This is a genomic window from Tsuneonella sp. HG222 (genome assembly GCF_053819185.1).
Genome location: NZ_JBSOQZ010000001.1, coordinates 877268 through 902404 on the forward strand (window position 1 = coordinate 877268; position 25137 = coordinate 902404).

Annotated in this window: 31 protein-coding genes and 1 tRNA gene; 20 read left to right on the forward strand and 12 right to left on the reverse strand. The window is 68.0% G+C overall.

What is annotated here, in order from left to right:
* The first annotated feature begins 289 nt into the window (after positions 1-289).
* Both ACWPMZ_RS04330 and ACWPMZ_RS04335 read left to right on the forward strand, forming a co-directional pair.
* The gene (locus ACWPMZ_RS04330; RefSeq protein ID WP_455702784.1) at positions 290-1579 is read left to right on the forward strand and encodes an adenylosuccinate synthase; all 1290 of its coding nucleotides are present in this window, start codon (positions 290-292) and stop codon (positions 1577-1579) included.
* Between the two features lie 62 nt (positions 1580-1641).
* A complete protein-coding gene (locus ACWPMZ_RS04335) occupies positions 1642-2655 on the forward strand; it encodes a winged helix DNA-binding protein (RefSeq protein ID WP_455702785.1) in 1014 nt (337 codons plus the stop codon).
* Here the strand turns inward: ACWPMZ_RS04335 and ACWPMZ_RS04340 are convergent.
* On the reverse strand, positions 2618-3598 hold the full coding sequence (locus ACWPMZ_RS04340) for an asparaginase (protein ID WP_455702786.1): 981 nt from the start codon (positions 3596-3598) through the stop codon (positions 2618-2620). The genes ACWPMZ_RS04335 and ACWPMZ_RS04340 overlap by 38 nt on opposite strands.
* Before the next feature lie 62 nt (positions 3599-3660).
* Between ACWPMZ_RS04340 and ACWPMZ_RS04345 the strand changes: the two genes are divergently transcribed.
* Both ACWPMZ_RS04345 and ACWPMZ_RS04350 read left to right on the forward strand, forming a co-directional pair.
* Positions 3661-3736, forward strand: a tRNA-Val gene (locus ACWPMZ_RS04345).
* A 73-nt stretch (positions 3737-3809) separates the two neighbouring features.
* Positions 3810-4715: an SDR family NAD(P)-dependent oxidoreductase gene (locus tag ACWPMZ_RS04350; protein WP_455702787.1), complete on the forward strand. Its 906-nt coding sequence runs from the start codon at positions 3810-3812 to the stop codon at positions 4713-4715.
* Between the two features lie 47 nt (positions 4716-4762).
* On the opposite strand, the gene ACWPMZ_RS04355 is transcribed toward ACWPMZ_RS04350, so the two are convergent.
* Together ACWPMZ_RS04355 and ACWPMZ_RS04360 are read right to left on the reverse strand one after the other, a co-directional pair.
* Entirely contained in the window at positions 4763-5542 is a 780-nt protein-coding gene (locus tag ACWPMZ_RS04355) for an intradiol ring-cleavage dioxygenase (RefSeq protein ID WP_455702788.1), read from the reverse strand.
* A complete protein-coding gene (locus ACWPMZ_RS04360; RefSeq protein ID WP_455702789.1) occupies positions 5535-6122 on the reverse strand; it encodes a TlpA family protein disulfide reductase in 588 nt (195 codons plus the stop codon). Before ACWPMZ_RS04360 ends, ACWPMZ_RS04355 begins: the two co-directional genes overlap by 8 nt.
* A 16-nt stretch (positions 6123-6138) precedes the next feature.
* Here ACWPMZ_RS04360 and argH point away from each other — a divergent pair, with 16 nt between their 5' ends.
* The 7 genes from argH (at position 6139) to ACWPMZ_RS04395 (ending at position 11932) form a co-directional block, all read left to right on the forward strand.
* Entirely contained in the window at positions 6139-7515 is a 1377-nt protein-coding gene (gene argH, locus ACWPMZ_RS04365) for an argininosuccinate lyase (RefSeq protein WP_455704160.1), read from the forward strand.
* Positions 7512-7754, forward strand: coding sequence for a hypothetical protein (locus tag ACWPMZ_RS04370; RefSeq protein ID WP_455702790.1), 243 nt, complete (start codon positions 7512-7514; stop codon positions 7752-7754). Before argH ends, ACWPMZ_RS04370 begins: the two co-directional genes overlap by 4 nt.
* Positions 7755-7757: 3 nt before the next feature.
* Positions 7758-9020: a diaminopimelate decarboxylase gene (gene lysA, locus ACWPMZ_RS04375; RefSeq protein ID WP_455702791.1), complete on the forward strand. Its 1263-nt coding sequence runs from the start codon at positions 7758-7760 to the stop codon at positions 9018-9020.
* A gap of 2 nt (positions 9021-9022) precedes the next feature.
* Positions 9023-9799: an NAD(P)-dependent oxidoreductase gene (locus ACWPMZ_RS04380; RefSeq protein WP_455702792.1), complete on the forward strand. Its 777-nt coding sequence runs from the start codon at positions 9023-9025 to the stop codon at positions 9797-9799.
* Between the two features lie 108 nt (positions 9800-9907).
* Positions 9908-10072: a hypothetical protein gene (locus ACWPMZ_RS04385; RefSeq protein WP_455702793.1), complete on the forward strand. Its 165-nt coding sequence runs from the start codon at positions 9908-9910 to the stop codon at positions 10070-10072.
* 13 nt (positions 10073-10085) lie between these two features.
* Positions 10086-11042, forward strand: a complete 957-nt coding sequence (locus ACWPMZ_RS04390) for a hypothetical protein (protein WP_455702794.1) — start codon at positions 10086-10088, stop codon at positions 11040-11042.
* Positions 11030-11932 carry a transposase gene (locus tag ACWPMZ_RS04395; protein WP_455702795.1) on the forward strand — a complete coding sequence of 301 codons (903 nt, stop codon included), beginning with the start codon at positions 11030-11032 and terminating at the stop codon, positions 11930-11932. The genes ACWPMZ_RS04390 and ACWPMZ_RS04395 overlap by 13 nt, the downstream gene beginning before the upstream one ends.
* On the opposite strand, the gene ruvX is transcribed toward ACWPMZ_RS04395, so the two are convergent.
* The 8 genes from ruvX to pyrE are packed head-to-tail and all read right to left on the reverse strand — an operon-like array spanning position 11929 to position 17607.
* Positions 11929-12426, reverse strand: coding sequence for a Holliday junction resolvase RuvX (ruvX, locus tag ACWPMZ_RS04400; RefSeq protein WP_455702796.1), 498 nt, complete (start codon positions 12424-12426; stop codon positions 11929-11931). The two genes, ACWPMZ_RS04395 and ruvX, sit on opposite strands and share 4 nt — an antisense overlap.
* Positions 12393-13577, reverse strand: coding sequence for a DUF3089 domain-containing protein (locus tag ACWPMZ_RS04405; RefSeq protein ID WP_455702797.1), 1185 nt, complete (start codon positions 13575-13577; stop codon positions 12393-12395). The genes ruvX and ACWPMZ_RS04405 overlap by 34 nt, the downstream gene beginning before the upstream one ends.
* A complete protein-coding gene (locus ACWPMZ_RS04410; RefSeq protein WP_455702798.1) occupies positions 13577-14686 on the reverse strand; it encodes an AI-2E family transporter in 1110 nt (369 codons plus the stop codon). Before ACWPMZ_RS04410 ends, ACWPMZ_RS04405 begins: the two co-directional genes overlap by 1 nt.
* On the reverse strand, positions 14687-15583 hold the full coding sequence (lepB, locus tag ACWPMZ_RS04415) for a signal peptidase I (RefSeq protein WP_455702799.1): 897 nt from the start codon (positions 15581-15583) through the stop codon (positions 14687-14689).
* 14 nt (positions 15584-15597) lie between these two features.
* Entirely contained in the window at positions 15598-16014 is a 417-nt protein-coding gene (gene acpS, locus ACWPMZ_RS04420; RefSeq protein WP_455702800.1) for a holo-ACP synthase, read from the reverse strand.
* On the reverse strand, positions 16011-16253 hold the full coding sequence (locus tag ACWPMZ_RS04425) for a hypothetical protein (RefSeq protein WP_455702801.1): 243 nt from the start codon (positions 16251-16253) through the stop codon (positions 16011-16013). The genes acpS and ACWPMZ_RS04425 overlap by 4 nt, the downstream gene beginning before the upstream one ends.
* A gap of 26 nt (positions 16254-16279) precedes the next feature.
* Positions 16280-17029 carry a pyridoxine 5'-phosphate synthase gene (locus ACWPMZ_RS04430; protein WP_455702802.1) on the reverse strand — a complete coding sequence of 250 codons (750 nt, stop codon included), beginning with the start codon at positions 17027-17029 and terminating at the stop codon, positions 16280-16282.
* Complete coding sequence (gene pyrE, locus ACWPMZ_RS04435) at positions 17029-17607, reverse strand: orotate phosphoribosyltransferase (protein ID WP_455702803.1); 579 nt, start codon at positions 17605-17607, stop codon at positions 17029-17031. Before pyrE ends, ACWPMZ_RS04430 begins: the two co-directional genes overlap by 1 nt.
* Before the next feature lie 188 nt (positions 17608-17795).
* Between pyrE and coxB the strand changes: the two genes are divergently transcribed.
* From coxB to ACWPMZ_RS04475, 8 genes are all read left to right on the forward strand, one after another.
* Positions 17796-18929 (forward strand): cytochrome c oxidase subunit II, encoded by a 1134-nt coding sequence (coxB, locus tag ACWPMZ_RS04440; RefSeq protein WP_455702804.1) that lies wholly within the window; start codon positions 17796-17798, stop codon positions 18927-18929.
* Positions 18930-18970: 41 nt separating this feature from the next.
* A complete protein-coding gene (gene ctaD / locus ACWPMZ_RS04445) occupies positions 18971-20701 on the forward strand; it encodes a cytochrome c oxidase subunit I (protein WP_455702805.1) in 1731 nt (576 codons plus the stop codon).
* Between the two features lie 79 nt (positions 20702-20780).
* Positions 20781-21713, forward strand: coding sequence for a heme o synthase (locus ACWPMZ_RS04450; protein WP_455702806.1), 933 nt, complete (start codon positions 20781-20783; stop codon positions 21711-21713).
* Positions 21710-21832, forward strand: a complete 123-nt coding sequence (locus tag ACWPMZ_RS04455; protein ID WP_455702807.1) for a hypothetical protein — start codon at positions 21710-21712, stop codon at positions 21830-21832. Before ACWPMZ_RS04450 ends, ACWPMZ_RS04455 begins: the two co-directional genes overlap by 4 nt.
* Positions 21833-21837: 5 nt before the next feature.
* Complete coding sequence (locus tag ACWPMZ_RS04460; protein WP_455702808.1) at positions 21838-22404, forward strand: cytochrome c oxidase assembly protein; 567 nt, start codon at positions 21838-21840, stop codon at positions 22402-22404.
* Between the two features lie 64 nt (positions 22405-22468).
* Positions 22469-23290: a cytochrome c oxidase subunit 3 gene (locus tag ACWPMZ_RS04465; protein WP_455702809.1), complete on the forward strand. Its 822-nt coding sequence runs from the start codon at positions 22469-22471 to the stop codon at positions 23288-23290.
* Positions 23291-23293: 3 nt separating this feature from the next.
* The gene (locus ACWPMZ_RS04470; RefSeq protein ID WP_455702810.1) at positions 23294-23662 is read left to right on the forward strand and encodes a DUF983 domain-containing protein; all 369 of its coding nucleotides are present in this window, start codon (positions 23294-23296) and stop codon (positions 23660-23662) included.
* A gap of 29 nt (positions 23663-23691) precedes the next feature.
* Positions 23692-24252, forward strand: coding sequence for an SURF1 family protein (locus ACWPMZ_RS04475; RefSeq protein ID WP_455702811.1), 561 nt, complete (start codon positions 23692-23694; stop codon positions 24250-24252).
* A gap of 30 nt (positions 24253-24282) precedes the next feature.
* Here the strand turns inward: ACWPMZ_RS04475 and ACWPMZ_RS04480 are convergent, their stop codons facing one another.
* On the reverse strand, positions 24283-24744 hold the full coding sequence (locus ACWPMZ_RS04480; RefSeq protein ID WP_455702812.1) for an SRPBCC family protein: 462 nt from the start codon (positions 24742-24744) through the stop codon (positions 24283-24285).
* Positions 24745-24792: 48 nt separating this feature from the next.
* Between ACWPMZ_RS04480 and ACWPMZ_RS04485 the strand changes: the two genes are divergently transcribed.
* A complete protein-coding gene (locus tag ACWPMZ_RS04485; protein WP_455702813.1) occupies positions 24793-25137 on the forward strand; it encodes an ArsR/SmtB family transcription factor in 345 nt (114 codons plus the stop codon).

Consider the following 25137-nt stretch of genomic DNA (forward strand, 5'->3'; position numbering starts at 1 on the left):
GCCCAACCAGCGGGGCCGGCCAGCCGCGAAATGCGGCCAGTTCGGGTGTATACTTCGTGTCACCTTTGGCGCTGTTTCCGATCTCCGGCGAGATCGATGCTGCCGCACTCGCGATCTCGTCCCGGACCCCGTTCGACGAATTTCATCCTCCCCGTGAAGCGCGCCACCGCCTTGACTTGGCGCCCGCCCAGCCGATAGGGCGCGCCGCGTATCGACGGCCCCTCCCTCACGCCGAGTCCCTGTCGAAGGGCGTGCGCGGAGCAACCCTGGCAGGTGGAGAGCCGTAAGCATGGCCAACGTCACCGTGATCGGCGCCCAGTGGGGCGACGAGGGCAAGGGCAAGATCGTGGACTGGCTCGCCAGCCGGGCCGACGTGGTCGTCCGCTTCCAGGGCGGCCACAACGCGGGCCACACCCTCGTGGTCGGCAACACCACCTACAAGCTCAGCCTGCTGCCGAGCGGGATCGTCACCGGCACGCTGAGCCTGATCGGCAACGGCGTCGTGCTCGACCCCTGGGCGCTGCGGAGCGAGATCGAGCGGCTCGAAGGGCAGGGCGTCGCCGTCAACCCGGCGAATTTCGGCATCGCCGACAACTGCCCGCTGATCCTGCCGCTCCACCGCGACCTCGACGGATTGCGCGAAGCGGCCGCGGGCAAGGGCAAGATCGGGACCACCGGGCGCGGCATCGGCCCGGCTTATGAAGACAAGGTCGGCCGCCGCGCCATCCGCGTGTGCGACCTGGCGCACCTGCACGAGCTCGAGCCGCAACTCGACCGCCTCTGCGCCCATCACGACGCCTTGCGCGCCGGGTTCGGCCAGCCGCCGGTCGACCGGGCGGCGCTGCTCGATGAACTGCGCGCGATCGCGCCCTTCGTGCAGCAGTTCGCCCAGCCGGTGTGGCGGCGGCTGACACAGGAAAAGAAGGCCGGCAGCCGCATCCTGTTCGAAGGCGCGCAGGGCGTGCTGCTCGACATCGACCACGGGACCTACCCCTTCGTCACCAGCTCCAACACCGTCAGCGGCACGGTGGCGAGCGGCAGCGGGCTGGGGCCCAACGCGGCGGGTTTCGTGCTGGGCATCGTCAAGGCCTACACCACGCGCGTGGGCAGCGGGCCCTTCCCGACCGAACTGGAGGACGAGGCCGGCCGCCGCCTGGGCGAGCGCGGGCACGAGTTCGGCACCGTTACCGGGCGCCAGCGGCGCTGCGGCTGGTTCGATGCGGTGCTGGTCCGCCAGTCGTGCGCGATCTCCGGGGTGACCGGCATCGCACTGACCAAGCTCGACGTGCTCGACGGGTTCGCCAAGCTGAAGATCTGCACCGGTTATCGCCTCGGCGGGGAGGTGGTCGACTACCTGCCGTCGAACGCCGCCGACCAGGCCGCCTGCGAACCCGTCTACGAGGAGATGGACGGCTGGAGCGAATCGACCGCCGGGGCGCGCAGCTGGGCCGAGCTGCCGGCGCAGGCGATCAAGTACATCCGGCGCATCGAGGAGCTGATCGAGTGCCCGGTCGCCAGCGTCTCGACCAGCCCTGAGCGCGACGACACGATCCTGGTGCGCGATCCCTTTGCTGACTGAGTACTTGACCTGATCGCTCTTTGTTCTCACCTTGTTCGCTCGCGAATCAGGGGAGACAACCGATGGCTCAAGCCGATTTTGCCTATCGCCCGGCCAACGACGCTCAGTCGGCGCTGACGGTCTCGATCTACGCCGAGGCCGATGCACTGCGGGCCGAAATGGCCGAGGACGTGGCGGACGCGGGCCTGATCCTGCGTGAGGCGGGGGCGCTTTCGTCCCTGCAATCGGGTGACGTGCGGGCCCTTGGCGAAGTCGTCCTGGTCGATTGCCCGGTAGTCGGGGCGGCCGATTGCGCCGCGTTGTCGCGGCTCGATGATCGGGCGGGGCGCTCGGGCGCTCATCTGGTGATTTCCACCGGTGTGGCCTCGCTCGAAGCCGTGTTTGCCTGCTGCGACCGTTCCAACCCGCAGATCCTGGTCGACGCCAACCGGGCGGAGCGTGTTCTGGCGCTGGGCAGGGTGCTGGCGAAGGTGCCGAACCTGCGGCTGCGCGAACTTTCGGGCGACGACCGCCTGACGCTGCTCCGGTTGACGGAGCAGGTGGGCGAGATCGCCTCGCGGCTCGAACGCATGAATGCACGCGGCCTGTCAGCCGATGGCGGTGCGTTCCGCTTCGAGAGCCCCGCGCCGGCCTTTCACGGCGAGGCGGACGATCGCACCCTGATCCGCACGCCGCGCCCCGCGCTGCCCGATCCGCGGCTGGTCCGCCGGATCATCCGCCAGCGCCAGCTGCGCGCGAGGTTCCTCGATGGCGAGTTGTTCGCCGATCCCGCATGGGACATCCTGCTCGACCTGACCGCCGCACGGGCCGAACACGCCCGCGTCTCGGTCACCAGCCTGTGCCTGGCGAGCGAAGTTCCCGCCACCACCGCGCTGCGCTGGATCGGCCAGCTGACCGAAGCGGGCCTGCTCGAACGCGTGGAGGACGAGGCGGACCGCCGGCGTGCCTTCATCGCCCTGACGGACAAGGCGGCCGATGCCATGGCGCGCTACTTCGCGGAATTGGGCAAGACCGCGGCGCAGGCCGTCCGAGCAACCGTCAGTCGAACGCCTGCTGCTGGGCGGCGGGATCGCTGATCCCGCTTGCCAGGAGTAACTGCAGCAGGATCCGCGCCTTCTGCGGATTGAGTGCGCGCGCCGCCACGAAGCCGCAGCCATCGTCGTCGACCTCGACGTTGCGGTCGACCAGCCCCTGATCGACGCGGCTCGAGCGGACCACGGCCACGCCCCGGGCCGCCGCGTCGGCCAAGGCTTCGATCACCGGCTGTGGGGCGTTGCCCTGACCCATCCCGGCGAGCACGATGCCCTCGGCTCCCGCCGCCATTGCCGCATCGACTGTCGAACGATCCATCCCGGCATGCGCATGGACCACCGCGACCCGTGGCAACGCGCCCGGCCAGGCGAACTGCGCGGCCTGTCCGCTGCGGGCAGGCGGCCCGAACCATTCGAGCGTTGCGGGCGAGACGGCCCCGACCGGGCCGCGCGGATAACCGCGGAAGGCCGCGGCGCCCTGCGTCGCGCTCTTGCGCACGTCGCGGGCGGCGAAAATCTCGTCGCTCATCACGACCATCACGCCGCGTCCCTCGGCCTCGGCATCGCCCGCCACGCGCAGGGCGTTGGCAAGGTTTCGCATGCCGTCGGTGCCCAGTGCATCGGCGGGCCGCATCGCGCCGGTCAGCACCACCGGCTTGCCCGCGGTCACGGTCAGGTCGAGCAGGAAGGCGGTCTCCTCCGCCGTATCCGTGCCGTGGGTGACGATGACACCGCACACCGCGTCGTCCGCCATAGCCGCGGCGATTTCGGAATGCAGCGTGTCCCACTCGGACCAGCCAATGTCCTGCGAGCCGATGGCCGCGATCTCGCGCGCCTCGCACGGCAGGTTCACCCCCAGTGCCTGGGCCTCGGCCAGCAGGGCCTCGATCCTTAACTGACCGGGCCGGTACCCCTGGCCCGTAGCCGAGCCGGCGGTCCCGGCGATCGTGCCGCCGGTTGCGAGAATGCGGATACAGCCCTGTCGCACCGCTGCCCCCTAGCCGTGCCTTGCGCGCCCGCCAAGCGCGGCCTAGAGGCGCAACCTGCGTGGGGCGCTTAGCTCAGTTGGTAGAGCATCTCGTTTACACCGAGAGGGTCGGCGGTTCGAGCCCGTCAGCGCCCACCACGCGTCCCGGGCCACTCCCATTTCCTTTCCGCCTCTGGCGGTTTAGTCTGCGCTTCAACCAGGAGGCCGGGTGATGCGCAGCCTATTTGCCACGATGATCGCGGCGGTGCTCGCCGTCCTCGCCCCCGCCTGCCAGGCACAGGAGGCCGCACCCTTGCCCCACGCCGGAAAGATCGCGCTCGTCACCGGGTCGACCGATGGGCTGGGCCGCGAAGTTGCCCGCGCGCTGGCGGCGGAAGGGGCGCATGTCATCGTCCACGGCCGGAATGCCGAACGCGGGGAAGCCCTGGTTCGCGAGATCGAGGCCAGTGGAACCGGATCGGCCAGCTTCTACGCCGCGGACTTCGCCTCGATGGAGGCGGTGCGCACCTTCGCCGACAAGGTCGCCGCCGACTATCCCCGTCTCGACCTGCTGGTGAACAATGCCGGAATAGCCCGCATGCGCGAGGGGCGCCTGGTGAGCCCTGACGGGCACGAACTGCATTTCGCCGTCAATTATCTCGCCGGATGGATTCTCGCCAATCGGCTGCGCGCGAGCTTGGCCGCTGCGGCGCCCTCGCGCGTGATCAATGTGGCGTCGGGCTCCGCCCAACCGATCGATTTCGAGGACGTCATGATGGCGCGGCCGGGCGCGCCGAGCGATTACTACGGGCAGAGCAAGCTGGCACAGGTGACCATGACGCGCGCACTGGCCCCGGCGTTTCTGAGCGACGGGATAAAAATGATCTCGCTTCACCCGGCCACCTTGATGAACACCGCGATGGTGACGCAGGATCTCGCCATGCAACCCCGCACTTCGGTCGATGAGGGGCGCGAGCATGTGATGGGCCTGATCCGTTCGCCGGACCTCGTGGCGGGCGAGTTCTATGTCGCCGGCAAGGTGGCGAAGCCTCGGTTCGATCAGGCGTTCGATCCGGCTGCCCAGGCCCGGCTCGTGGCCATCAGCGGCGAATTGACCGGCGTCCCGCTCTCTCGCTAGCCAGGCGTCTCCGGCTCCCGAGCACCGTCCATCGGCCGGGCTTCGGCTCAGCCGTTCACGTTGACCCGGGCCCGTCCCGTCAATCCGGTTCGCGGATCGCCATCGAGCGCGATCGTCTGTAAGACCAGCATCTCTTCGTCGGCATCGCCGAAGACGAAATCGCGCACCGCGGGCCAGCGCCCCAGGTTGGCCAGGCTGTCGCCATAGCGTTCGTCGGCGGCATAGACGGCGCGGCAGACGTCTTCCGGGAAGGCGAACTGCGAGGCCAGCACGTGCGGCTCGCCGCTGATCGCGGCTTGCGCGCTCGAAAAGACCTCGAAATGCACGTGCGGCGCGCGCCCGCCATAGCATCCGGGCAGGATCGTGCGGAAGGTCAGCGAACCGGTGTCGCCGCTCTGCTGCAACCCGCGCAGGTAGTTTGCCTGCGGCAGGTCGTAAAGCGAGTACTTCCCCGCCGCATCGTTCTGCCACAGGTAGAGGCCCCAACCGGCCAGTGGCCCGCAGCCGCCCGCCGCGCCGATCAGGTCGATCGTCAGTTCGAGCGGCACGCCCGCCGCCACGCCCGAAAGTCCGGCGAAACTGCTGCGGATGTCGCTGCGTTCGATCCCCTCGGCCTCCAGCACGTTGAGCCGGCCGCCCTGGTCGCGCCCACCGTCGGCCGGGAAGGGCCCGCGGGTCTCGCGCGGGGTGAGGATGCAGGAAGCGGCCTGCGCGCCGCTGCTGCACGCCCCCAGCGCCAGCCCGCCCAGACCGAGCAACCCCAGCGCGCCCCGGCGGTGGAGCGTTGCGGCGCTGTCGAGCCGGAGCTGACTGGTGGTGTCAGGCATCGTTCGCCAGCGCTTCGTCGATCAGGCCGCGCGCCTCGGGGCTGCCCCAGTCATACCCGCCGATCACCCGCCATACTTCCTTGCCCTGCGCGTCGTAGAGCACGGTCAGCGGCAGGCTCGCCCCGCCGCCGAAACCGAAAGCGAGGTCGTTCTCGGGATCCATCCAGCTGGGCAGGTTGTCCCATCCCTTGCCTTCGAGGAACGGGCCGACGAGCTCCGCCCCCTTCATGTCCTCGCTCACGGTCACGACGTCGACCTTGCCCTTCAGCTCGCCCGCGAGGGAATTGAGCAGCGGCATTTCCGCGATGCAGGGCGCGCACCAGGTGGCCCAGAGGTTGAGCAGCATCGGCCGGCCGGTCGGCTTGGCGAGGTCGAACTTGACGCCGGCGAGATCGGTCACCACCGCTTCGGGCAGGTCCTGGCCCGCCTGGCTGCGGTCGAGCAGGCCGGTGAGCTCCTCGCCGGCCTTGGCCGCGGCGGAATTTTCCTTCTGTTGCGCCGCCTCCTCGCTTTGCCTATCGCAGCCCCCCGCAAGAAGGGCGAAAGCGCACGTGAGCGAAAGCAAGGCCAGGCGGGGCATGGAAGGCTCCAATCAGATGTGGGGCGGGCGCTTTGCAGAAGGCCCCGCGGCGATCATGCGCGAGATTAACGCTTCCATCCCGTTCGACAAGGCTCTGTGGCGTCAGGACATCGCCGCCAGCAAGGCGCACGTCGCCATGTTGGGCACTTGCGGCATCGTTTTGGCCGAAGATGCGCAGGCGATATCGGCGGGGCTCGACACCGTCGCGGCCGAGTACGAAGCCGACGGCGTACCCGAGGACTGGGACCTCGAAGACATTCACATGACCACCGAAAGCCGGCTGGCCGAACTGATCGGTCCGGTGGCGGGCCGGCTGCACACCGCGCGCAGCAGGAACGACCAGGTGGCGACCGACTTCCGCCTCTGGGTGCGCGACGCGATGGACCAGGCCGACGCCGGGCTGGCCCAGCTCCAGGCGGCGCTGGTGACCCGCGCGGGCGAACATGCCGGCTCAATCATGCCCGGTTTCACCCATCTGCAGGCCGCCCAGCCGGTGACCCTGGGTCATCACCTGATGGCCTATTACGAAATGATCCGGCGTGATCGCAGCCGCTTTGCCGACGCACGGGCACGGATGAACGAAAGCCCGCTCGGCAGCGCCGCACTGGCCGGCACGGGCTTCGCGATCGACCGCGAGATGACCGCGCGCGCGCTCGGGTTCGATCGGCCGACGCAGAACAGCCTCGATGCGGTGTCCGACCGTGATTTCGCGCTCGATTATCTGCAGGCCGCCGCCCAGTGCGCGCTACACCTAAGCCGTTTGGCGGAAGAACTGATCCTGTGGGCCAGTCAACCGTTCGGTTTCGTCCGCCTGCCGGATTCGCTGAGCACCGGCAGCTCGATCATGCCGCAGAAGAAGAACCCCGACGCGGCCGAACTGGTGCGCGGCCACAGCGGCCGGATCGTCGGTTGCCTGACCGCGCTGATGGTCACGATGAAGGGCCTTCCGCTGGCCTATTCGAAGGACATGCAGGACGACAAGCCGCCCGTGTTCGAAGCCGCGGGGCTGCTCGGCCTGTCGATCGCGGCGATGACCGGCATGATCGCCGAGGCGACGTTCCGCACCGACCGCATGCGACAGGCCGCCGAACTGGGCTATGCCACCGCCACCGACCTGGCCGACTGGCTGGTGCGCCAGGCGGGGGTGCCCTTTCGCGAGGCGCACCATATAACGGGCGCTGCGGTCAAGCTGGCGGAGGGCAGGGGCGTGGCGCTTGATGCGCTGTCGCTCGGCGACCTGCAGGCGATCGACGGCAGGATCGGCGAGGACGTCTTCGCCGCGCTTTCGGTCGAATCCTCGGTCGCCGCGCGCGCCAGCCTAGGCGGCACGGCTCCCGAACAGGTCCGCAAGCAGGTCGCCGCCGCACGCAACGTCTTGGGGATGGAATCATGAGACTACGCCATTCCGCCCTGCCGCTGCTCGCGCTGCTGGCAGCCTGCGGGCAGAAGCAGGACCTGCGCCCGCCCGAAGGCCATGACCTGCCGCCCGCGCCCTATGGCGCCGCGAACCAGCCGACGGCCGCCGAGCTGCTCGAGCCGTCGATCCAGGCCGCGCCGGAACGCAGCGTGGAATTGCGCCGACGGTCCGAAGAGCGTGCCGACGATCCCTTCGACCTCCCGCCCGAGAACTGATCCTTGGACCATTTCCAGCTTCGCGATGGCGAACTCTACGCCGAGGACGTGCCGCTCGCGCGCATTGCCGAGGATGTCGGCACGCCGGTCTACGTCTATTCGCGAGCCACGCTGGAACGCCACGCGCGCGTCTTCCGCGAGGCGCTGAGCGGCCTGCCGCGCACGCACGTGGCCTTCGCGGTCAAGTCCAACCCCAACCTGGCCGTGCTCAAGGTCATGCAGCGCGAGGGGCTGGGGGCCGACGTGGTGTCGGGCGGCGAGCTGAAGCGCGCTCTCGCCGCGGGGATGCCCGCGGATGACATCGTCTTTTCGGGCGTCGGCAAGACCGCGCGCGAACTTGCCATGGGTCTCGAGGAGAACATCGGCCAGTTCAACATCGAAAGTGAAGAGGAAGGCATCGAGCTGGCGCAGATCGCGGCGGCGCGCGGCCAGGTGGCGCAGTGCGCGCTGCGGGTGAACCCGGATGTCGATGCGCGAACTCACGCCAAGATCTCGACCGGCAAGTCGGAGAACAAGTTCGGCGTCCCGATTGACCGGGCGGCCGGCATCTACGCCCGCCTTTCGCAATTGCCGGGCATGGCGATGCGCGGGGTCGCAGTCCACATCGGCAGCCAGCTTGCCGACCTCGAACCGCTCGAAAGCGCCTTCGGCAAGCTCGGCGCGCTGATTGCCGAACTGCGCGCGGGCGGCCACCCGGTGACGCACGCCGACCTCGGCGGCGGCCTGGGCGTCCCCTACAAGGCGGGCGAGGTCTTCCCCAGTCCCGCAGAATACGGCGCCATGGTCGAGCGGGCGACCCGCGGCTGGGACGTGACGCTGATGTTCGAGCCGGGCCGCGTCATCGCAGGTAACGCGGGGGTGCTTCTGACGCGGGTGATCCGCGTTAAGCGGGGCGGCAACGGCCCTCCGTTCGTGATCGTCGATGCCGCGATGAACGATCTGGCGCGGCCCGCGCTCTATGGCGCCTGGCACGATTTCGATGCCGTCCGGCCGGTTCCGCAGCGGATGACGGCCAACATCGTCGGCCCGATCTGCGAGACCGGCGATACCTTTGCGATGGGCCGCGAGATCGATGCACTGGAGGCCGGCGACCTTGCTGTCTTCCGCACTGCCGGCGCCTATGGCGCGACGATGGCGTCGAGCTACAACAGCCGCGGCTTCGTGGCAGAGGTGATGGTCGACGGATCCAACTATGCCGTCGTTGCCGACCGGATCGCGCCCGAAGAGATAACCGCCGCCGAGCGCGTTCCCGACTGGCTCCAGTGACGATGCGCGCCTTGCCCCTTTTCCATCGCGTGGCCGGCCAGCCGGTGATCGTGCTGGGGGAGGGCGAGGCAGCGGCGGCCAAGCGGCGCCTGGTCGAGCGTGCGGGCGGGCTGGTCGAAACTGATGTCCAGGCAGCGATCGATCGCGGTGCAAGACTGGCTTTCGTGGCGCTCGACCGGGACGAAGCGGAAGCGGCGGCGATCCGCCTGCGCTGCGCCGGGTTGCTGGTCAACGTGGTCGACCGGCCGGAACTGTGCGACTTCACCACGCCCAGCGTGCTCGATCGCGATCCGGTCATGATCGCAATCGGGACCGATGGCGCGTCCGCCGGGCTCGCCAAGCACCTGCGCTTGCGGCTCGAAGCGCTGCTGCCCGCCGGGCTCGGGCTGCTGGCGGAGGCCCTGTCGGCCGCCCGCGCGGCCATACGCGAACGCTGGCCCGACGGCGCCGAACGGCGCATGGCGCTCGATTCGGCACTGCGCGAAGGGGGTTCGCTCGATCCGTTCACCGGGGCGGGACCTGCCGAGGTGGCCGAGTGGCTGACGGAGGGCCGCGCAGTGCCGCGCTCCAGCAGGATAGAAATGACGGTCGGCGACGATCCCGACGCGCTGACGCTGCGGCAACTCCAGTTGCTGGGCGCGGCCGAGACCATCGTCTTCGAACCGGGCGTGGGCGAAGACATCCTGCACCGCGCCCGGGCCGATGCCGTGCGCCTGCCGATCGCACAGGACGACGGGCGACCGCGCTCCGGCCTGACGGTTATCCTGCGCGCCGGCTGACCGGCCACCTATTCAAGACATTACAGTCATTTAATTTCAAGTCGCCGGGTGCGGACGGCAGGGCTTTTCGCGCGGGGACGCAGCCCCGCGTTGAAAAGGGAAACCCGCATGAAACTTCCGTCCATCGACATCGCATCGTTGCCCGAATTGGGCACCAAACTGACCGGCATCTTCGGCAGCATCGGCGAAAACACGCCGGGCCACGACGACACGATCGTCATCCTCGCGACGTTCGCGTTCGAAGTCTCGCCTCCAGGCGGCGGCATCCTCTGAGGCCGAGGGCGCGATGCGGATCGACCCGGTGATAGAGGCCATGCGGCGGGACCGGTCGGTCCTGCAGCAGGCGCAAGGCGTGGTTTTCGACGCCGCCCGCCGATGGTCGCAGGACCCCCGCATCGCGCCCGTCGTAGAAGAACTGGATGCCTTCGGAGCAGGCGCCTCGCTGTTCGATTGCCCCCTGGTGTCGGATTTGTTCGGGCCGGGGAGGGCGGCGCAGGAGTTCGTGGCCTCGTTCGCCCGCGGCCAATGCGCGGCGCTTACGGAGGCGCGTTTCGCGCAGGTCCCTTTCCGCCATGCCTACGACGGGCGCATGGCCACCCTGCTGCTCGCCCAGCGCGGCCCTGCGCGACTGACGCTGGTCTCGTTCGAGCCGGGTAGCCACGCGGGTGGGCCGCTCGTGTTCAGCGATTCGGTGCGGCACGAAGCCGTGCTCGCCGGAAGGGCGCAGGCGACGCGCACCGTGCACTGCCGCGACGGCGCTTTCGAGCGAAGCGAACTGGCGCTCGAAGCGGGGTCCCGGCTGACGCTCGACCTTTCTAGCCAGGCACTGTTCGTCCACCGGGTCGCGCAACGCCTGGTTTGCTTACGCCTTGCCCGCGACAGTGCTGAACCCGGTCCGATGCGCGAATACGATCCCGCCACCGGCGCGCTGCGGCGGCAGGCGTCGGGCAGTTCGCGCGACAGCCGGCATGAAACGATGCTTGCGCTGCTCGGGCGGATGAAGCGGACCGAGGCAGCGCCGACGATGGCGGACCTGGCCCTGTCGCCCGGGCCCGACACCTTGCGCTGGGAAGCGCTGCGCGAATGCCTTGCGCTCGATACCGCGACCGGATTTGCGGCGCTGTGCGCCGTGGCGTGCCGGCCCGGCGATCCCCTGGCCATGGCTGCCGGCGCCCTGCGCGCGCAACTCGTCGAGGCGCATCCGCAACGGCTGCAGCTGGAGGCAACCGCATGCCGCGCGTGATCGAACTGCCGGGCGAAGCGCAAGCGTGCGAACTTGGCGAGTGCGTCGAGGCGCTGGAGGCGTCGGGCTTCGACCCGTTCGCGGAGGAAAGCCTGCTTCACGCGGCGGGATGGCTGCGCCGGCTGGGGCACAATCCCGACTTCCTGGCCGACATCATCCTGCGCGAACTTAAGAACCGCCACCGCGAGGACACCTGCGACAACAGCTACAGCCCGCAGGTCATCATGCTCTCGGGCCTGGGCGGCGAGATGTTCATGCGGGCGAACATCTGGCCCAGCGAGGACGAGCACATGGTGCGCGCCAGCGGCGGCTCGGCCTTCGTCTACGGCATGGCGCACGATCACAATTTCGACTTTCTTACATACGGTTATTTCGGCCCGGGCTACTGGTCGGACTACTACGAGTACAATTACGGCGCGGTCGCCGGTGCCGTCGGCGAGCCGGCCGGGCTGCGTTTCGTGGAACGCTCGCGGCTCGACCAGGGCAAGCTGCTTCACTACCGCGGCCTGCGCGACGTCCATGCGCAGATGCCGCCTGATTCGCTGTCGATTTCCCTCAACGTGATGCACGCCGATGGGGCGCAGGGGTGGTACGACCAGTACGGCTTCGACCTTGCATCGAACACCGTGAGCAAGGTGCTGGACACCCCCGCGACCGACGTCTTCCTGCGCATCGCCGTCGGGCTCGGCGTGGATGAAGCGCTCGATCTGGCCGAGACCTTCGCCCGGACACACCCGTCCGACCGCATGCGGCTGACCGCGCTCGAGGCGCAGGCAGGGCGGCTCTACATTGCGGGTCGCGATGCGCTGTGGCGGCGGGCGGAAGGCGCCGGTTCGCGCCTCGTGATGTTGGAGGCGCGGCGCCATCGCGCGGCGCTGGCAGCGAATTAGAAAACTCCGCCCGCCAGCGCGTCGAGCGCGGCCTGGAGGATGACCGCGGCTGCGTGGCTGTCGATCCGGGTGGCCCGCTTGGCCCGGCTCCAGTCCTGCGCGATGAGGTCGCGCTCGGCGCTCGCGGTCGACCAGCGTTCGTCCCACAGCAGCACCGGCACGCCCAGCGGCGCGAGGTTGCGCGCATAGGCGCGAGCCGATTGCGCGCGCGGACCCTCGCTGCCGTCCATGTTGAGCGGCAGGCCGAGCACGATCCCGGCCACCTGACGCGCGGTCACCAGCGTGCGCAGTTCCTCGAGGTCGCGGCCGAACTTGCCGCGCGGCAGCGTCTTGCCCGCGGTGGCGAAGCGCCATCCGGCATCGCTCAGCGCCGTGCCGATGGTCCTGGTGCCCAGATCGAGCCCGAGCAGCACGCCGCCGCCGGGCAGGGCCGCGCGAAGCTCGGCCGCAGTCGTGGCGATCAGGTGGCCGCTGGCGCTGCCGGAGCCGCCCATGCCCGCATCCGCCGCACCACGTCGTCCTGCAAGTTCCGCCAGAACAGCGGGATATCGTAGACGTGGTAGTTGTTGCCCGGAAGGACGCCGGGCCCGAGGTCCGGCGGATCGCCGATCAGCAGCAGGCCCGATGGATCGCAGCGCGCCGGGACCGCGCCGGGGATCAGCTCGGCGGTGGTCAGGCCCTCGTCCGGCTTGAGAGTGCCGAGGTTGGCCGCGGCATCCGCCTCCCCATCGATCGTGCCGGTCAGCGGGTTGACGCACAGCAACCCTGTCTCGCCGCGCGGCTGCCCATCGTAACCGGGCGATGTCCGGTAGCGTTCGAGCAGCAGGCCCGGCTCGGCCGGATCGGCAAAGCTGGAATAGGCGACGATGCAGCGCGGTTGATCGGCTGCCGCGCAGGCGGGCAGGCCCAGGGCTGGCAGATCGTGTGCGACCGAGATCGGCCAGCCGATGGCGTAGACCATCGCGATGCGGCCCTGCAGCGGGGTTCCGGCGATGCGCTCCTTGAGCAGGCGGGTGATGTGCGCCGCCCCCTGGCTGTGCCCGGCAAGGACTATCGGCATGCCCGGCTCCACGCTTTCGAGGAAGTAGTCGAAGGCCATCGACACGTCGCGATAGGCCGCGTCGATCGCGCGGGTCGCCTCGGGCTTGTCGGTCAGGAATGCGCCAAAGGTCGCCTGGCGATATTTCGGCGCCCAGATCTCGGTGGCGCGATTGAACGGGCTGGCCATGCCCCGGATGAACAGGCGCGCGCGGGAATCCGCTTCCGCGTCATTGGCCGGGGCATTCCAGGCGGACCGGTTCATGTAGCTGGTCGGATGGACGAAGAAGACGGCGAATTGCGGCACGGTCTCGGCCGCAGGCGTCGGCACCGGCACGGGTACCGAATCGCCCCCAGCCTGCGCATCCTCGACGGACAGCAGCGGTTGCCAGCGCGCCGGGTCCGCCGGTGCACCTATGCCGGGGCGCGAAAACCACATCGCCGGATCCTGGTAGGCGCCGCCCGCCAGCGCGTCCTGCTCGACGAACTCGGCAGTCGGCACCAGCGCCACCTGGGTCGCCTTGTCGGACCATGCGGTCAGGGCAATCGCCCCGATGATGACCAGGACGATGCAGACGGCAACGATATTGAGGAACGTCCGGACCATCAGTCCGCGGCGCCCTCTTTCTTCAGCCGGTCGGCCCGCCGCTCGAGCGCGACCTTGATCATCGCCAGCATGGGATCGGCGAGCGCCAGGCCCAGGATGCCGAACAGCACGCCGAAGATCAGCTGGCTCATCAGCACCAGCGCCGGGGCCAGGTCGACCGTCTTCTTCGCGATCATCGGGACCAGGATGTAGCCGTCGATGTTCTGCACCAGGAAGTAGACGAAGATCGTGTAGAGCCCCATTTCGGTACCGCCGGAAAAGCCGACCAGCACCATCAGCGCGCCGGAAATGATCGCACCGATATTGGGGATAAACGCGAGCAACCCCGTCAGCAGCGCCAGCAGCGCGGCCATCGGCACCGGCGTGCCCGAATAGAGCCCCCAACCCATCAGCATGACCCAGGTGAACAGGCCCTCGAAAGCCATCCCGGCGAGGCGCCCGGCGAGCAGGCGGCGCATGGTGAAGGCCATGTGCCCCACGGTATCGGCCAGCTCTGCCCGGCGGTGGCCGGGCACCATCCAGGCCAGCCCCCGCTCGTAGGCGCGCGGATCGATTGCAAGATAGATGCCGATGATGGCGATGAGGAACAGGGTCGTCAGCCCGCCGAAGATGCCGCCGATCGCCTTGGTGACCGTGCCGACCCCGCTGAAGAGGTTGTTCACCAGGTTGCGGATATCGTCCTCGCCCACGGCGAAGCCCTTGGACTGCATCCAGGCGAAGATGCGGCCGAGCTGTTCCCCGGCCAGCGCCGGGAACTGCGCGGCCTGCTGCGAAATCTGCGATCCGGCGAAGTAGAACAGCCAGGCCAGGAAGGCGACCGACAGGAGCAGCACGATCGTCATCCGCCAGCCGCGGCCGATCGGCAGCACGCGCCCGAGCAGGCGCGCCCCGCCGTCGAGCATACAGGCGAAGACCATGGCCCCGAAGATGACCATCAGCGACTGCGCGATGTAGATCGACAGCACCACCAGCCCGATCACCGTGGCCCAGACAAGCGCCTTGCTCGCCTCGTAGCGCAGCTTGGGATCGGTAATCTGGGTCGGGTTGTTGCCGACGTTGTCTTCGGCGATGACCTTTTCGATCGGCGGATCTGCGGCAGTATCGCTCATCTAGTCGGCGCCCTTCTCAAGTGCGGGGCGCAGCGTGGTCCACGCGCGGCCCGGGCGCAAGCTTTGCCACCAGGTCAACGGGTTCCAGGTCGCGCTGCCGTCGAGCGAGAAGGTGAGGAATTCGGCGCGCCCGCCGATGTTCTCGATCGGCACCGGGCCGCCCAGGCCCTGCGACCAGCCGGATTGCGCGCGGCTGTCGGCAGAATGGTCGCGGTTGTCGCCCATCAGGAAGACATGGCCTTCGGGAACGAGCGTTTCGGGATAATTGTCGAGTTCCTGCTCGCGGTCGTCGATCACGAGATAGCTGGCGCCGTTGGGCAATGTCTCGCGATAGGTCGGCGGCTCGAACACCACCTTGCCGCTGGGCAGCACGGTGCGGAAATCGTAGAAATCGTCGAGACACGAGCGGCCCCCGTCGCAGACCTGCGCGTCCTCGGCGATCTGGACGCTTGGGACGACCTCGCGCCGGACTGGGCGGCCATTGAGGATGACCTGGCCGTCGACCACGGCGATCCGGTCGCCCGGGCGGCCGATCACGCGCTTGATGTAGTCCTCCGCCCGGTCCGGCGGCACCGCGATCACGATGTCCCCGTATTCCGGGGTCGAGGGATTGATCCGCCAGTGGCTGCGCGGCAGCACGTGGAAGCTCGCCGAGACCCATGACCAGCCATAGGGATATTTGCTCACCACCAGCCGGTCGCCCACCAGCAGGCCCGGCATCATAGAGCCCGACGGGATGTAGAACGGCTTGGCGACGAAGGTGTGGAACGCCAGCACGCCCAGCAGCATCAGCGCCAGGCCGCGCAGTTCGTGCAGCCAGTTGACCTTTTCCTTCGCGGGCTTTTCAGCGCCCGGCTTGTCTGGGGTTGCCGTGGGGTCGGCGGGTGCTTGATCCATCGTGCTTTCGGAAATCAGAGGGGGCCGGATGACATGGGGCTGGCCTCGATCACCACGAAGGCCTGCGCCCAGGGGTGATCGTCGGTCATCGTCAGGTGAACCCGCGCCTCATGGCCGTGCGGCGTCAATTCCGCAAGCCGCGCGGCGGCGCCCCCGGTCAGGGCAAGCGTCGGCGCGCCCGAGGGCAGGTTCACCACGCCGATGTCCTTGTGAAACACCCCGCGCTTGAATCCCGTGCCCACCGCCTTGGCGAAAGCCTCCTTGGCGGCCCAGCGCTTGGCATAGGTGCCGACCGCGGTGAACGGGCGGCGGGCCGCCTTGGCCCGCTCGACGTCGGTGAAGCAGCGCGCGGTGAACTTGTCGCCCCACCGCTCGAGCGAACTCGCGATCCGCTCAATGTTGGTGAGGTCGGAGCCGAGGCCGATGATCACGAGATGCTCGCCGTCCTGTAAAAGATCCAGATGAGCAAGACCCAGTTGACGCTGACGACAAGCGAGGCGGCAATGACTATCTTCTTCGCGTCTACGAGGAGGCCGACAAGCAGGTATGCCACCAGCTGGCCTGCGATCCAGAGCCATCCGAACGTCCCGCCAGCCCCACCGACCATCGAAATTGCAATAAGAAGCGGAGGCAAGCCGAGGAGGCCCACGATTCCCTTCGAAAGCCCCACAAGGTGACGCTCCGTTCTCGGCGAATTCACCGCGCGTCATCCATCAGGTCGCGCATGCGCACCACCGCGCTTTCCAGCCCGGTGAAGATCGCCTCGCCGATTAGGTAGTGGCCGATGTTGAGCTCGGCGAGCTGGGGGATGGCGGCGATCGGCTGGACGTTGTCGTAGGTCAGGCCGTGGCCCGCATGCGGCTCGATCCCGTTCTTGGCGGCGAGCGCGGCCATGTCGGCGATCTTCCTGAGTTCCACCGCCACCTGATCGCCCTCCGCATGGGCATAATCGCCGGTGTGGAATTCGACCACGGGAGCGCGCAGGCGCAAGGCGGCATCGACCTGGCGCTCGTCCGGGCCGATGAACAGGCTCACGCGGATGCCGGCTTCCGACAGCTTGTCGACGATTGGCACGAGCCGGTTGTGCAGGCCCGCGGCATCGAGTCCGCCTTCGGTCGTCACCTCCTCGCGCTTTTCGGGCACGATGCAGGCGGCGTGCGGGCGGTGGGCGAGGGCGATGGCGAGCATCTCGTCGGTCGCTGCCATCTCGAGATTGAGCGGCAGGCCCGTCGCGTCCTGGATGCGCTTCAAGTCGCCGTCGCGGATATGCCGGCGGTCCTCGCGCAGGTGCGCGGTGATTCCGTCGCCGCCGCAGGCCGCGACGATCTGCGCCGCGCGGACCGGGTCGGGATGGTCGCCGCCGCGCGCGTTGCGGATGGTGGCGACGTGATCGATGTTGACGCCAAGGCGCAGCCGGGGGTGCGCGGGCCGATCGGGATCGGCCACTATGTGCGGCTGCCGGGCTTGGTCACCGGGACGGCCGCGAGCTCCGCCGGGATCTCGTCGGGCGCATAGGTCGGGAAGTTGAGCGCCACGAGCGGGAAGAAGGGGACGCCCATGTCGACCTCGCCGGCCGAACGGTCGACCAGCGCGGCAGCCGCGATCACATTGCCGCCGGCGGCCTCGATCGCCACGATCGCTTCCTTGCCGCTGAGGCCGGTGGTGACCACGTCCTCCACCATCAGGACCTTCTCGCCTTCCTTCAGGGTAAAGCCGCGGCGCAGTTCGAAGGTGCCGCTCGGCCGCTCGACAAAGACCGCGTCGACATCGAGCGCGCGGCCGATCTCGTGGCCGATGATCAGCCCGCCCATCGCCGGGCTGACGACCTTCTCGATCTGGCTGCGCAGTTCGCGTGGCATCTTCTGGCAGATCGCCAGGGCGAGCCGGCCGGCGCGCTCGGCGTTCATCAGCACGCGCGCGGCCTGCAGGTAGTGGGCGCTGTGCCGCCCGCTGGAGAGCCGGAAATGGCCTTCGAGCAGGGCGTGGCTGGCGCGGAACTCGGCGAGAACCTCGTCTTCGGTCATGGCAGTATCGCGCAATTCCCTAGGATACGATTTGCGGTCCGCCGACGGGGCGTCGGACCTGTCGAAAAATCTCCCTAGAAGCGCTTGAGGCACGGGGCAAGCGCGCGTATAGGCCCGCCAAACCTGCCCCTGCCGGGGCCGTTGGCGTGTTCGCGCGCATTGCAAACAGGACGGAAAGCGGCACAGTGATGACCCTTGGCGAGTTCGCCCGCAAGCGACTGAGTTTCCTCGCGGTATTGGTGGCAATCCTGGCCATCGTGGTCGTGGCGCAGCCCGCTTCGGCGGCGGCGGCCGAGCCGGCCGCGCAATCCGCGGCGCTGGCTGCCGACGCCACGGCTGCCGACGCAGCCGCTCCGGCTGCTGCCGACGCGGCTGCTGCTCCGGGCGCGACCGCCGCTGCCGCCGCCGCTCCTGCAACCGGCGGCGCCGCCGCTTCGGGTTACACGCCGCTGGGTCCCGAATGGATCAAGGGCCAGCCGCACAACGGCGGTTTCGACTTCCAGAAGCAGTATTCGCCCACCGGCCACTTCGCCTACAAGATGCACACCTGGCTGCTGGTCCCGGTCATCACGGTGATCAGCCTGTTCGTGCTGTTCCTGCTGCTCTACGTCATGGTCCGCTTTCGCCGCGCGAAGAACCCGGTCCCGTCGAAGACCAGCCACAACACCTTCATCGAGATCATCTGGACGGTCATCCCGGTGCTGATCCTGGTGATCATCGCGATCCCCTCGATCATCCTGCTGCGCGACCAGTACGAAGCGCCGCCGGAAGATGCGCTGACCGTCAAGGTCACCGGCTACCAGTGGTACTGGGGCTACACTTATCCCGACAACGGCGACTTCGAGGTCATCTCGAACATGATGCCCGAGGAAGAGGCCAAGGCGAAGGGCTTCCCCAGCCAGCTCGAGGTGGACAACCGCATGGTCGTGCCGGTCGGCGAATGGATTCGCATCCAGACCATCGGCGCCGACGTGATCCACTCGTTCGCGGTGCCCAGCCTGTGGTACAAGCTCGACAGCGTGCCCGGCCGCCTGAACGAGAAGAAGATGTTCATCGAGGAACCCGGCATCTACTACGGCCAGTGTTCCGAACTGTGCGGCGCGCGCCACGGCTACATGCCGATCGCGATCGAGGCTCTGCCCCGTCCGCAGTTCGAAGCCTGGGTGCGCGCGCAGGGCGGCACGCTGCCCGCTGATGGGGCCGCGTCCAGCGCGGTCACCGCGACGACCCCGGCCGCCGCCGCCGATGCCGCCGCGACCACCTCGAGCGAAGCGGACACGGTGACGGATCCGGCGCCCGCGCCGACCGCCCCGACCGCGTGATCGCAGCCTAGACCGAATTACGGACCCGAGAGACCAGACAGATGGCTACCACCGCCGACCACTTCGAAGCCCATCACGACGATCACGCGCATCATGACGCCGATCACAAGCCGGGTTTCTTCGCCCGCTGGTTCATGTCCACGAACCACAAGGACATCGGCACGCTGTACCTGATCTTCGCGATCTTCGCGGGCATCATCGGCGGGGCCATCTCGGGCATCATGCGGATGGAACTGGCCGAGCCGGGCATCCAGTATCTCGGCTGGTGGGTCACCTTCCTCGGCGGTCCCGAGCAGGTCGATCTCAACGCCATGGGCCACATGTGGAACGTGTTCATCAGCGCCCACGGCCTGATCATGGTGTTCTTCATGGTCATGCCGGCGATGATCGGCGGGTTCGGCAACTGGTTCGTGCCGCTGATGATCGGTGCGCCGGACATGGCCTTCCCGCGCATGAACAACATCTCGTTCTGGCTGACCGTGGCGGGCTTCTGCAGCCTGCTGATGTCGAGCTTCGTCCCGGGCGGCACCGGCAACGGCGCCGGCACGGGCTGGACGGTCTATGCCCCGCTCGCGACGAGCGGGTCGGTCGGCCCGGCGGTCGACTTCGCGATCTTCTCGCTGCACCTGGCCGGTGCCGCGTCGATCATGGGCGCGATCAACTTCATCACCACGATCTTCAACATGCGCGCGCCGGGTATGACCCTGCACAAGATGCCGCTGTTCGTATGGTCGGTGCTGGTCACCGCGTTCCTGCTGCTTCTGGCGCTGCCGGTGCTGGCCGCGGCGATCACCATGCTGATCACCGACCGCAACTTCGGCACGACGTTCTTCGACGCGGCCGGCGGCGGCGACCCGATCCTGTACCAGCACCTGTTCTGGTTCTTCGGCCACCCGGAAGTCTACATCATGATCCTGCCGGGCTTCGGCATGGTCAGCCAGATCGTCGCCACGTTCAGCCGCAAGCCGGTGTTCGGTTACCTGGGCATGGCCTACGCGATGGTCGCCATCGGCGTGGTCGGGTTCATCGTCTGGGCGCACCACATGTACACCGTGGGTCTCGACGTTAACACGAAGATGTATTTCACCGCGGCGACCATGGTCATCGCGGTGCCGACCGGCATCAAGATCTTCAGCTGGATCGCCACGATGTGGGGCGGCTCGCTCGAGTTCAAGAGCCCGATGATCTGGGCGATCGGCTTCATTTTCCTGTTCACCGTCGGCGGTGTGACCGGCGTGGTGCTGGCCAACGGCGGCATCGACGATGCGCTGCACGACACCTACTACGTCGTCGCCCACTTCCACTACGTGCTGTCGATGGGCGCGGTGTTCAGCCTGTTCGCCGGGTTCTACTACTGGTTCCCGAAGATGAGCGGCCGGATGCACTCCGAACTGCTGAGCCACCTGCACTTCTGGGGCTTCTTCATCGGCGTGAACATCATCTTCTTCCCGCAGCACTTCCTGGGTGCGCAGGGCATGCCGCGCCGCTATCCGGACTACGCGGAAGCCTATGCCTACTGGAACGAGATCAGCTCGTTCGGGTACGAGGTGATGGCCGGGTCGATGATCTTCTTCTTCGTCAACCTCGTCTACGCCTTCACGGCCGGCAAGAAGGTGGGCAACAACCCGTGGGGCGAAGGCGCGACTACGCTCGAATGGAGCCTGCCGAGCCCGCCGCCCTACCATCAGTTCGAGACGCTGCCGGTGATCGAGGATTACCACAGCCATCACAACGCCATCGGCACGCCGGACGAATTGAAGGAAGCGCACTGAGCGCCTGCCTTTCCGGCCAGCGATACCGTATAGCTGGGGCGCGCCGGAAACGGGGCGCCCTTCGCTTTTGGAGCCGAACATGACCACCGCCGCTCCCCCCAACGCAGCCATTGCCGAGTGGCGGGACTATTTCGCGCTGACGAAGCCGCGGGTGATGAGCCTGGTGGTCTTCACCGGATTGTGCGGCCTGCTCGCCGCGCCGGGCACGATCCACCCGGTGCTCGGCTTCGTCGCGGTGCTGTGCATCGCGCTGGCCGCGGGCGGGGCGGGCGCGCTCAACCAGTGGTGGGAAGCCGATATCGACGCGGCGATGAAACGCACGTCCAAGCGCCCGCTGCCCAGCGGCAAGATGCACCCCAGGAACGCACGCGATTTCGGCATCGCCATCTCGACCGGCGCGGTGCTGCTGATGGGCTTGGCGGTGAACTGGCTTTCGGCCGCGATCCTGGCCGGCTCGGTGGTCTACTACGCGGTCATCTACACGATCTGGCTCAAGCCCAGGACGCCGCAGAACATCGTCATCGGCGGCGGTGCAGGGGCCTTTCCGCCGCTGATCGGCTGGGTCGCGGTGACGAACGACATCACCCTGATGCCGGTGCTGCTGTTCCTGATCATCTTCATGTGGACCCCGCCGCATTTCTGGGCGCTCGCGCTGTTCGTGCAGACCGATTACGCCAAGGCCGGCATCCCGATGCTGCCCGTGGTCGCGGGCGAGACCGAGACCCGGCGGCAGATCCTGATCTACTCCGTGATCCTGCTGATCGTCAGCCTGGTCCCCTGGTGGATCGGCGGCACCGGGTGGATCTACGGCGCGGCGGCGCTGCTGCTGTCGGGGCTGTTTCTGGTGATGGCCGTGCCCGTCGCGGCAAGGCGCTCTGTCCCCGCGGAGCAGGGCGGGGACCGGATGCAGCCCGAGAAGCGGCTGTTCGGCTATTCGGTGCTCTATCTCTTCGCGCTGTTCGCCGCGCTGGTTGCGGATCACATGCTTCTGGGGGTAGGGGGCACGGCATGACTCCAGAGGAAGAAGCCGCCTTCAAGCAGGCCCGCAAGGGCCGCAACGTCGCCCTGGCGCTGGTGCTCGCCGGGTTCGTCGTGCTGTTCTACGTGCTGACCTTCGTCAAGATGGGCTGAGCGCGATGGCGAGCGTGGCGATCGAGGGGAAGAACCGGCGCACCGGGCTGCTCATGTTCGGCCTGGCGCTGGCGATGCTGGCGCTGGGGTTCGCCGCGGTGCCGCTCTATCGCCTGTTCTGCCAGGTGACCGGATTCGGCGGCACGACCCAGCGCGCGACCGAGGCGCAGGCGGCGGACGCTGCAACGCGCAGCGCCGGCGCGCGGATGATCTCGATCCGCTTCGATGCCAATACCGCGCCTTCGCTGCCGTGGCATTTCAAGCCGCTGCAGGTGACCGACACCGTGCAGATCGGCCAGCGCGACATGGCGATCTACACCGCCAAGAACCTGTCCGACATGCCCGTGACCGGCAACGCGACCTTCAACGTCGAGCCGGAACAGGCGGGCAAGTATTTCAGTAAGGTGCAGTGCTTCTGCTTCACTCAGCAGACGTTGCAGCCGGGGCAGGAAGTGCGCATGCCGGTGGTCTATTATGTCGACCCGGCCGCGCTCGACGATCCGAACATGGACGGGGTGACGCAGATCACCCTCAGCTACACATTCCACAAGGCGGTCGATCAGGCCTCCTAGCCACTTTACCCATGCGGCCGGGGCGATTAAGGGCCACGGCGAATACCAATCAGGAAGCGATCCAATGGCCGGCGCCAAGAACCACGACTATCATATCCTTCCCCCCGACATCTGGCCGCTGGTCGGCGCGTTTTCGGCCCTGACCTTCACCAGCGGCATGGTGCTCTACATGCACGACATGCCGAACCACTGGCTGGTCCTGGGCCTCGGCATCGCCGGCCTGATCGCCACGTTCTTCAGCTGGTTCGCCAATATCATTAAGGAAGCGCAGTCGGGCGATCACACGCCGGTCGTGCAGCTTCACCTGCGCTACGGCATGATCCTGTTCATCGCTTCGGAAGTGATGTTCTTCGTCGGCTGGTTCTGGAGCTGGTTCGATTTCGCGCTCTTCCCCTCGGCTATTTCCGAGGTGGTCGGCGGGCAGTTCCCGCCCAAGGCGATCGAGGCGGTGATGGATCCGTTCGACCTGCCGCTGCTCAACACGCTGATCCTGTTGTGCTCGGGCACCACGGTGACCTGGGCGCACCACAGCCTGATTCACGGCGATCGCGAAGGGCTGAAGAAGGGCCTGTGGCTGACCGTCATCCTGGGCGCGATCTTCACCTGCATCCAGGCCTACGAATACGCTCACGCGCCGTTCGCCTTCGGCGGCAACACCTACAGCTCGGCGTTCTACATGGCGACCGGGTTCCACGGCTTCCACGTCCTGGTCGGCACGATCTTCCTGATCGTTTGCCTCGTGCGCACCTACAAGGGCCACTTCACGCCCGACCATCACTTCGGCTTCGAAGCGGCGGCGTGGTACTGGCACTTCGTCGACGTGGTGTGGCTGTTCCTGTTCATCGTCGTCTACATCTGGGGCGGCTGGGGCGCGCCGATCCACTGATCGATGCTCGATATCGATGACTTGTCGAAGGGGCAGCCCGGTCTCGGCCAGGCTGCCCTTTTCGGTCTCTGCCCCCGCTGCGGGGCCGCGACCCTGTTCGCCGGCTGGGTGCGCTTCGCACCGCGCTGCGGCGCCTGCGGGCTGGACTTCGCCCGCTTCAACGTGGGCGACGGCCCGGCGGCGTTCCTGATCATGATCGTGGGGGCGCTGGTAACCGGGCTGGCCATCTGGCTCGAGCTTGCGCTCGGTCCGCCGTGGTGGGTCCACCTCCTGCTATGGGTGCCGCTGGTGATCGGCGGGACGGTCTGGGGCCTGCGCATGGCCAAGGCCGCGCTGCTTCATTCGGAATATCGCCGCGGGGGCGGCGAGTGACGGCTCCTGCCGCCAGAGGGCGCCTGCCCGTGATCGCGACGATCGTGGTGCTGGCCGCGGTCGGCACGATGATCGCGCTCGGCGTGTGGCAGCTTCAGCGCATGGCGTGGAAGGAAGACCTGCTGGCGCGCTACCGCCAGGCCGAAACGATGAGCGCGCCGATCGCATGGTCGAGCGATCCGGCGGATTACGAAAAGGTCCTGTACCGCCGCACGCGGGTCGACTGCGTGGAGGTGACCGGCATGGATTCGGTCGCCGGGCGCTCCGCCGCCGGGCAATCGGGCTGGTCGCACGTCGCGCATTGCCGCCTCGTGGACGGCGGCACGGCCGACATCGCGCTGGGCTGGTCGCGCGATCCGGCTTTCCCGGCATGGACGGGCGGGGAGGTCGGCGGCGTCATCGGCCCGCAGGGCGAAGGGGTGAAGCTCGTCGCCGCGCCCGCGCAGGCCGGGCTGGCGGATCTCGCTGCGCCCGATCCCAACGACATCCCCAACAACCACCTGGCCTACGCCGTGCAGTGGTTCTTCTTCGCCCTGACCGCGCTGGTCATCTACTGGCTGGCGCTGCGGCGGAAGTGGCGCGGGGCTTAGGCCAGGCCGCGCATCGGCGCGTCCCCGCGCCTACTTGTACATCCCCTCGCGCAGGTTGATGCCGTGCTCGGTCCAGACCTTGAGCGCCGCGAGCATCTGGCTCCAGCCCATGCAGTTGCCGTAGCTCGCCTTGAGGCCTGCGTCGGTCTCGTGCCAGCCTTCCTCGGCGATTTCGACCAGCGTGCGAGCGTCGTCGCCCTCGACCGGCTTGAAGGTCATCATCACCGTGGTGTCGTACTTGGGCCCGTCACCGGGCTCGTTCGCCTCCCACTCGAGGACGATCCGCTGGTCGGGCACCACTTCGCGCACGTGGACCGGGAAGGCGCCGGGGAAATCGGCGAAGTCCCATGTCACCGTCGCGCCTTCCTCCAGCCGCCCGCGGGCGCCGCCGGTGGTGAAATAGCACGACAGCTTGGCCGGGTCGGCGACCGCCTCGAACACCTCGTGCACCGGGCGGGCGATATTGGCGAACACGCGAAACTTGAGGTCCATCGCAAAGCTCCTCTTGAGTCGCCGCCAGATATGTTATAAAAACATAACATGTCAAGCGACGACGATCTCGACGCCGTGTTCAAGGCGCTGGCCAGCCCCGTGCGCCGGGCGATCTGCGACGCGCTCAAGCCGCGCCCGCTGACCACCAAACAGCTGGCCGAGGCCTTCGCCGAAATCGACCGCACCACGGTGATGATGCACCTGCGGGTGCTGGAGGAGGCCGGCCTCGTCGTGCCGGTGCGCAAGGGGCGCGAGCGGTTCAACCATCTCGACGCCATGCCCATCCAGGCAATCCACGAGCGCTGGATCGGCCCTCATGCCGCCGCGGCGGCGGCCGGTCTGTCGCAGCTCAAGCGCGAACTGGAAGCCGCGCCCGATGTGGCGAAGGTTTAG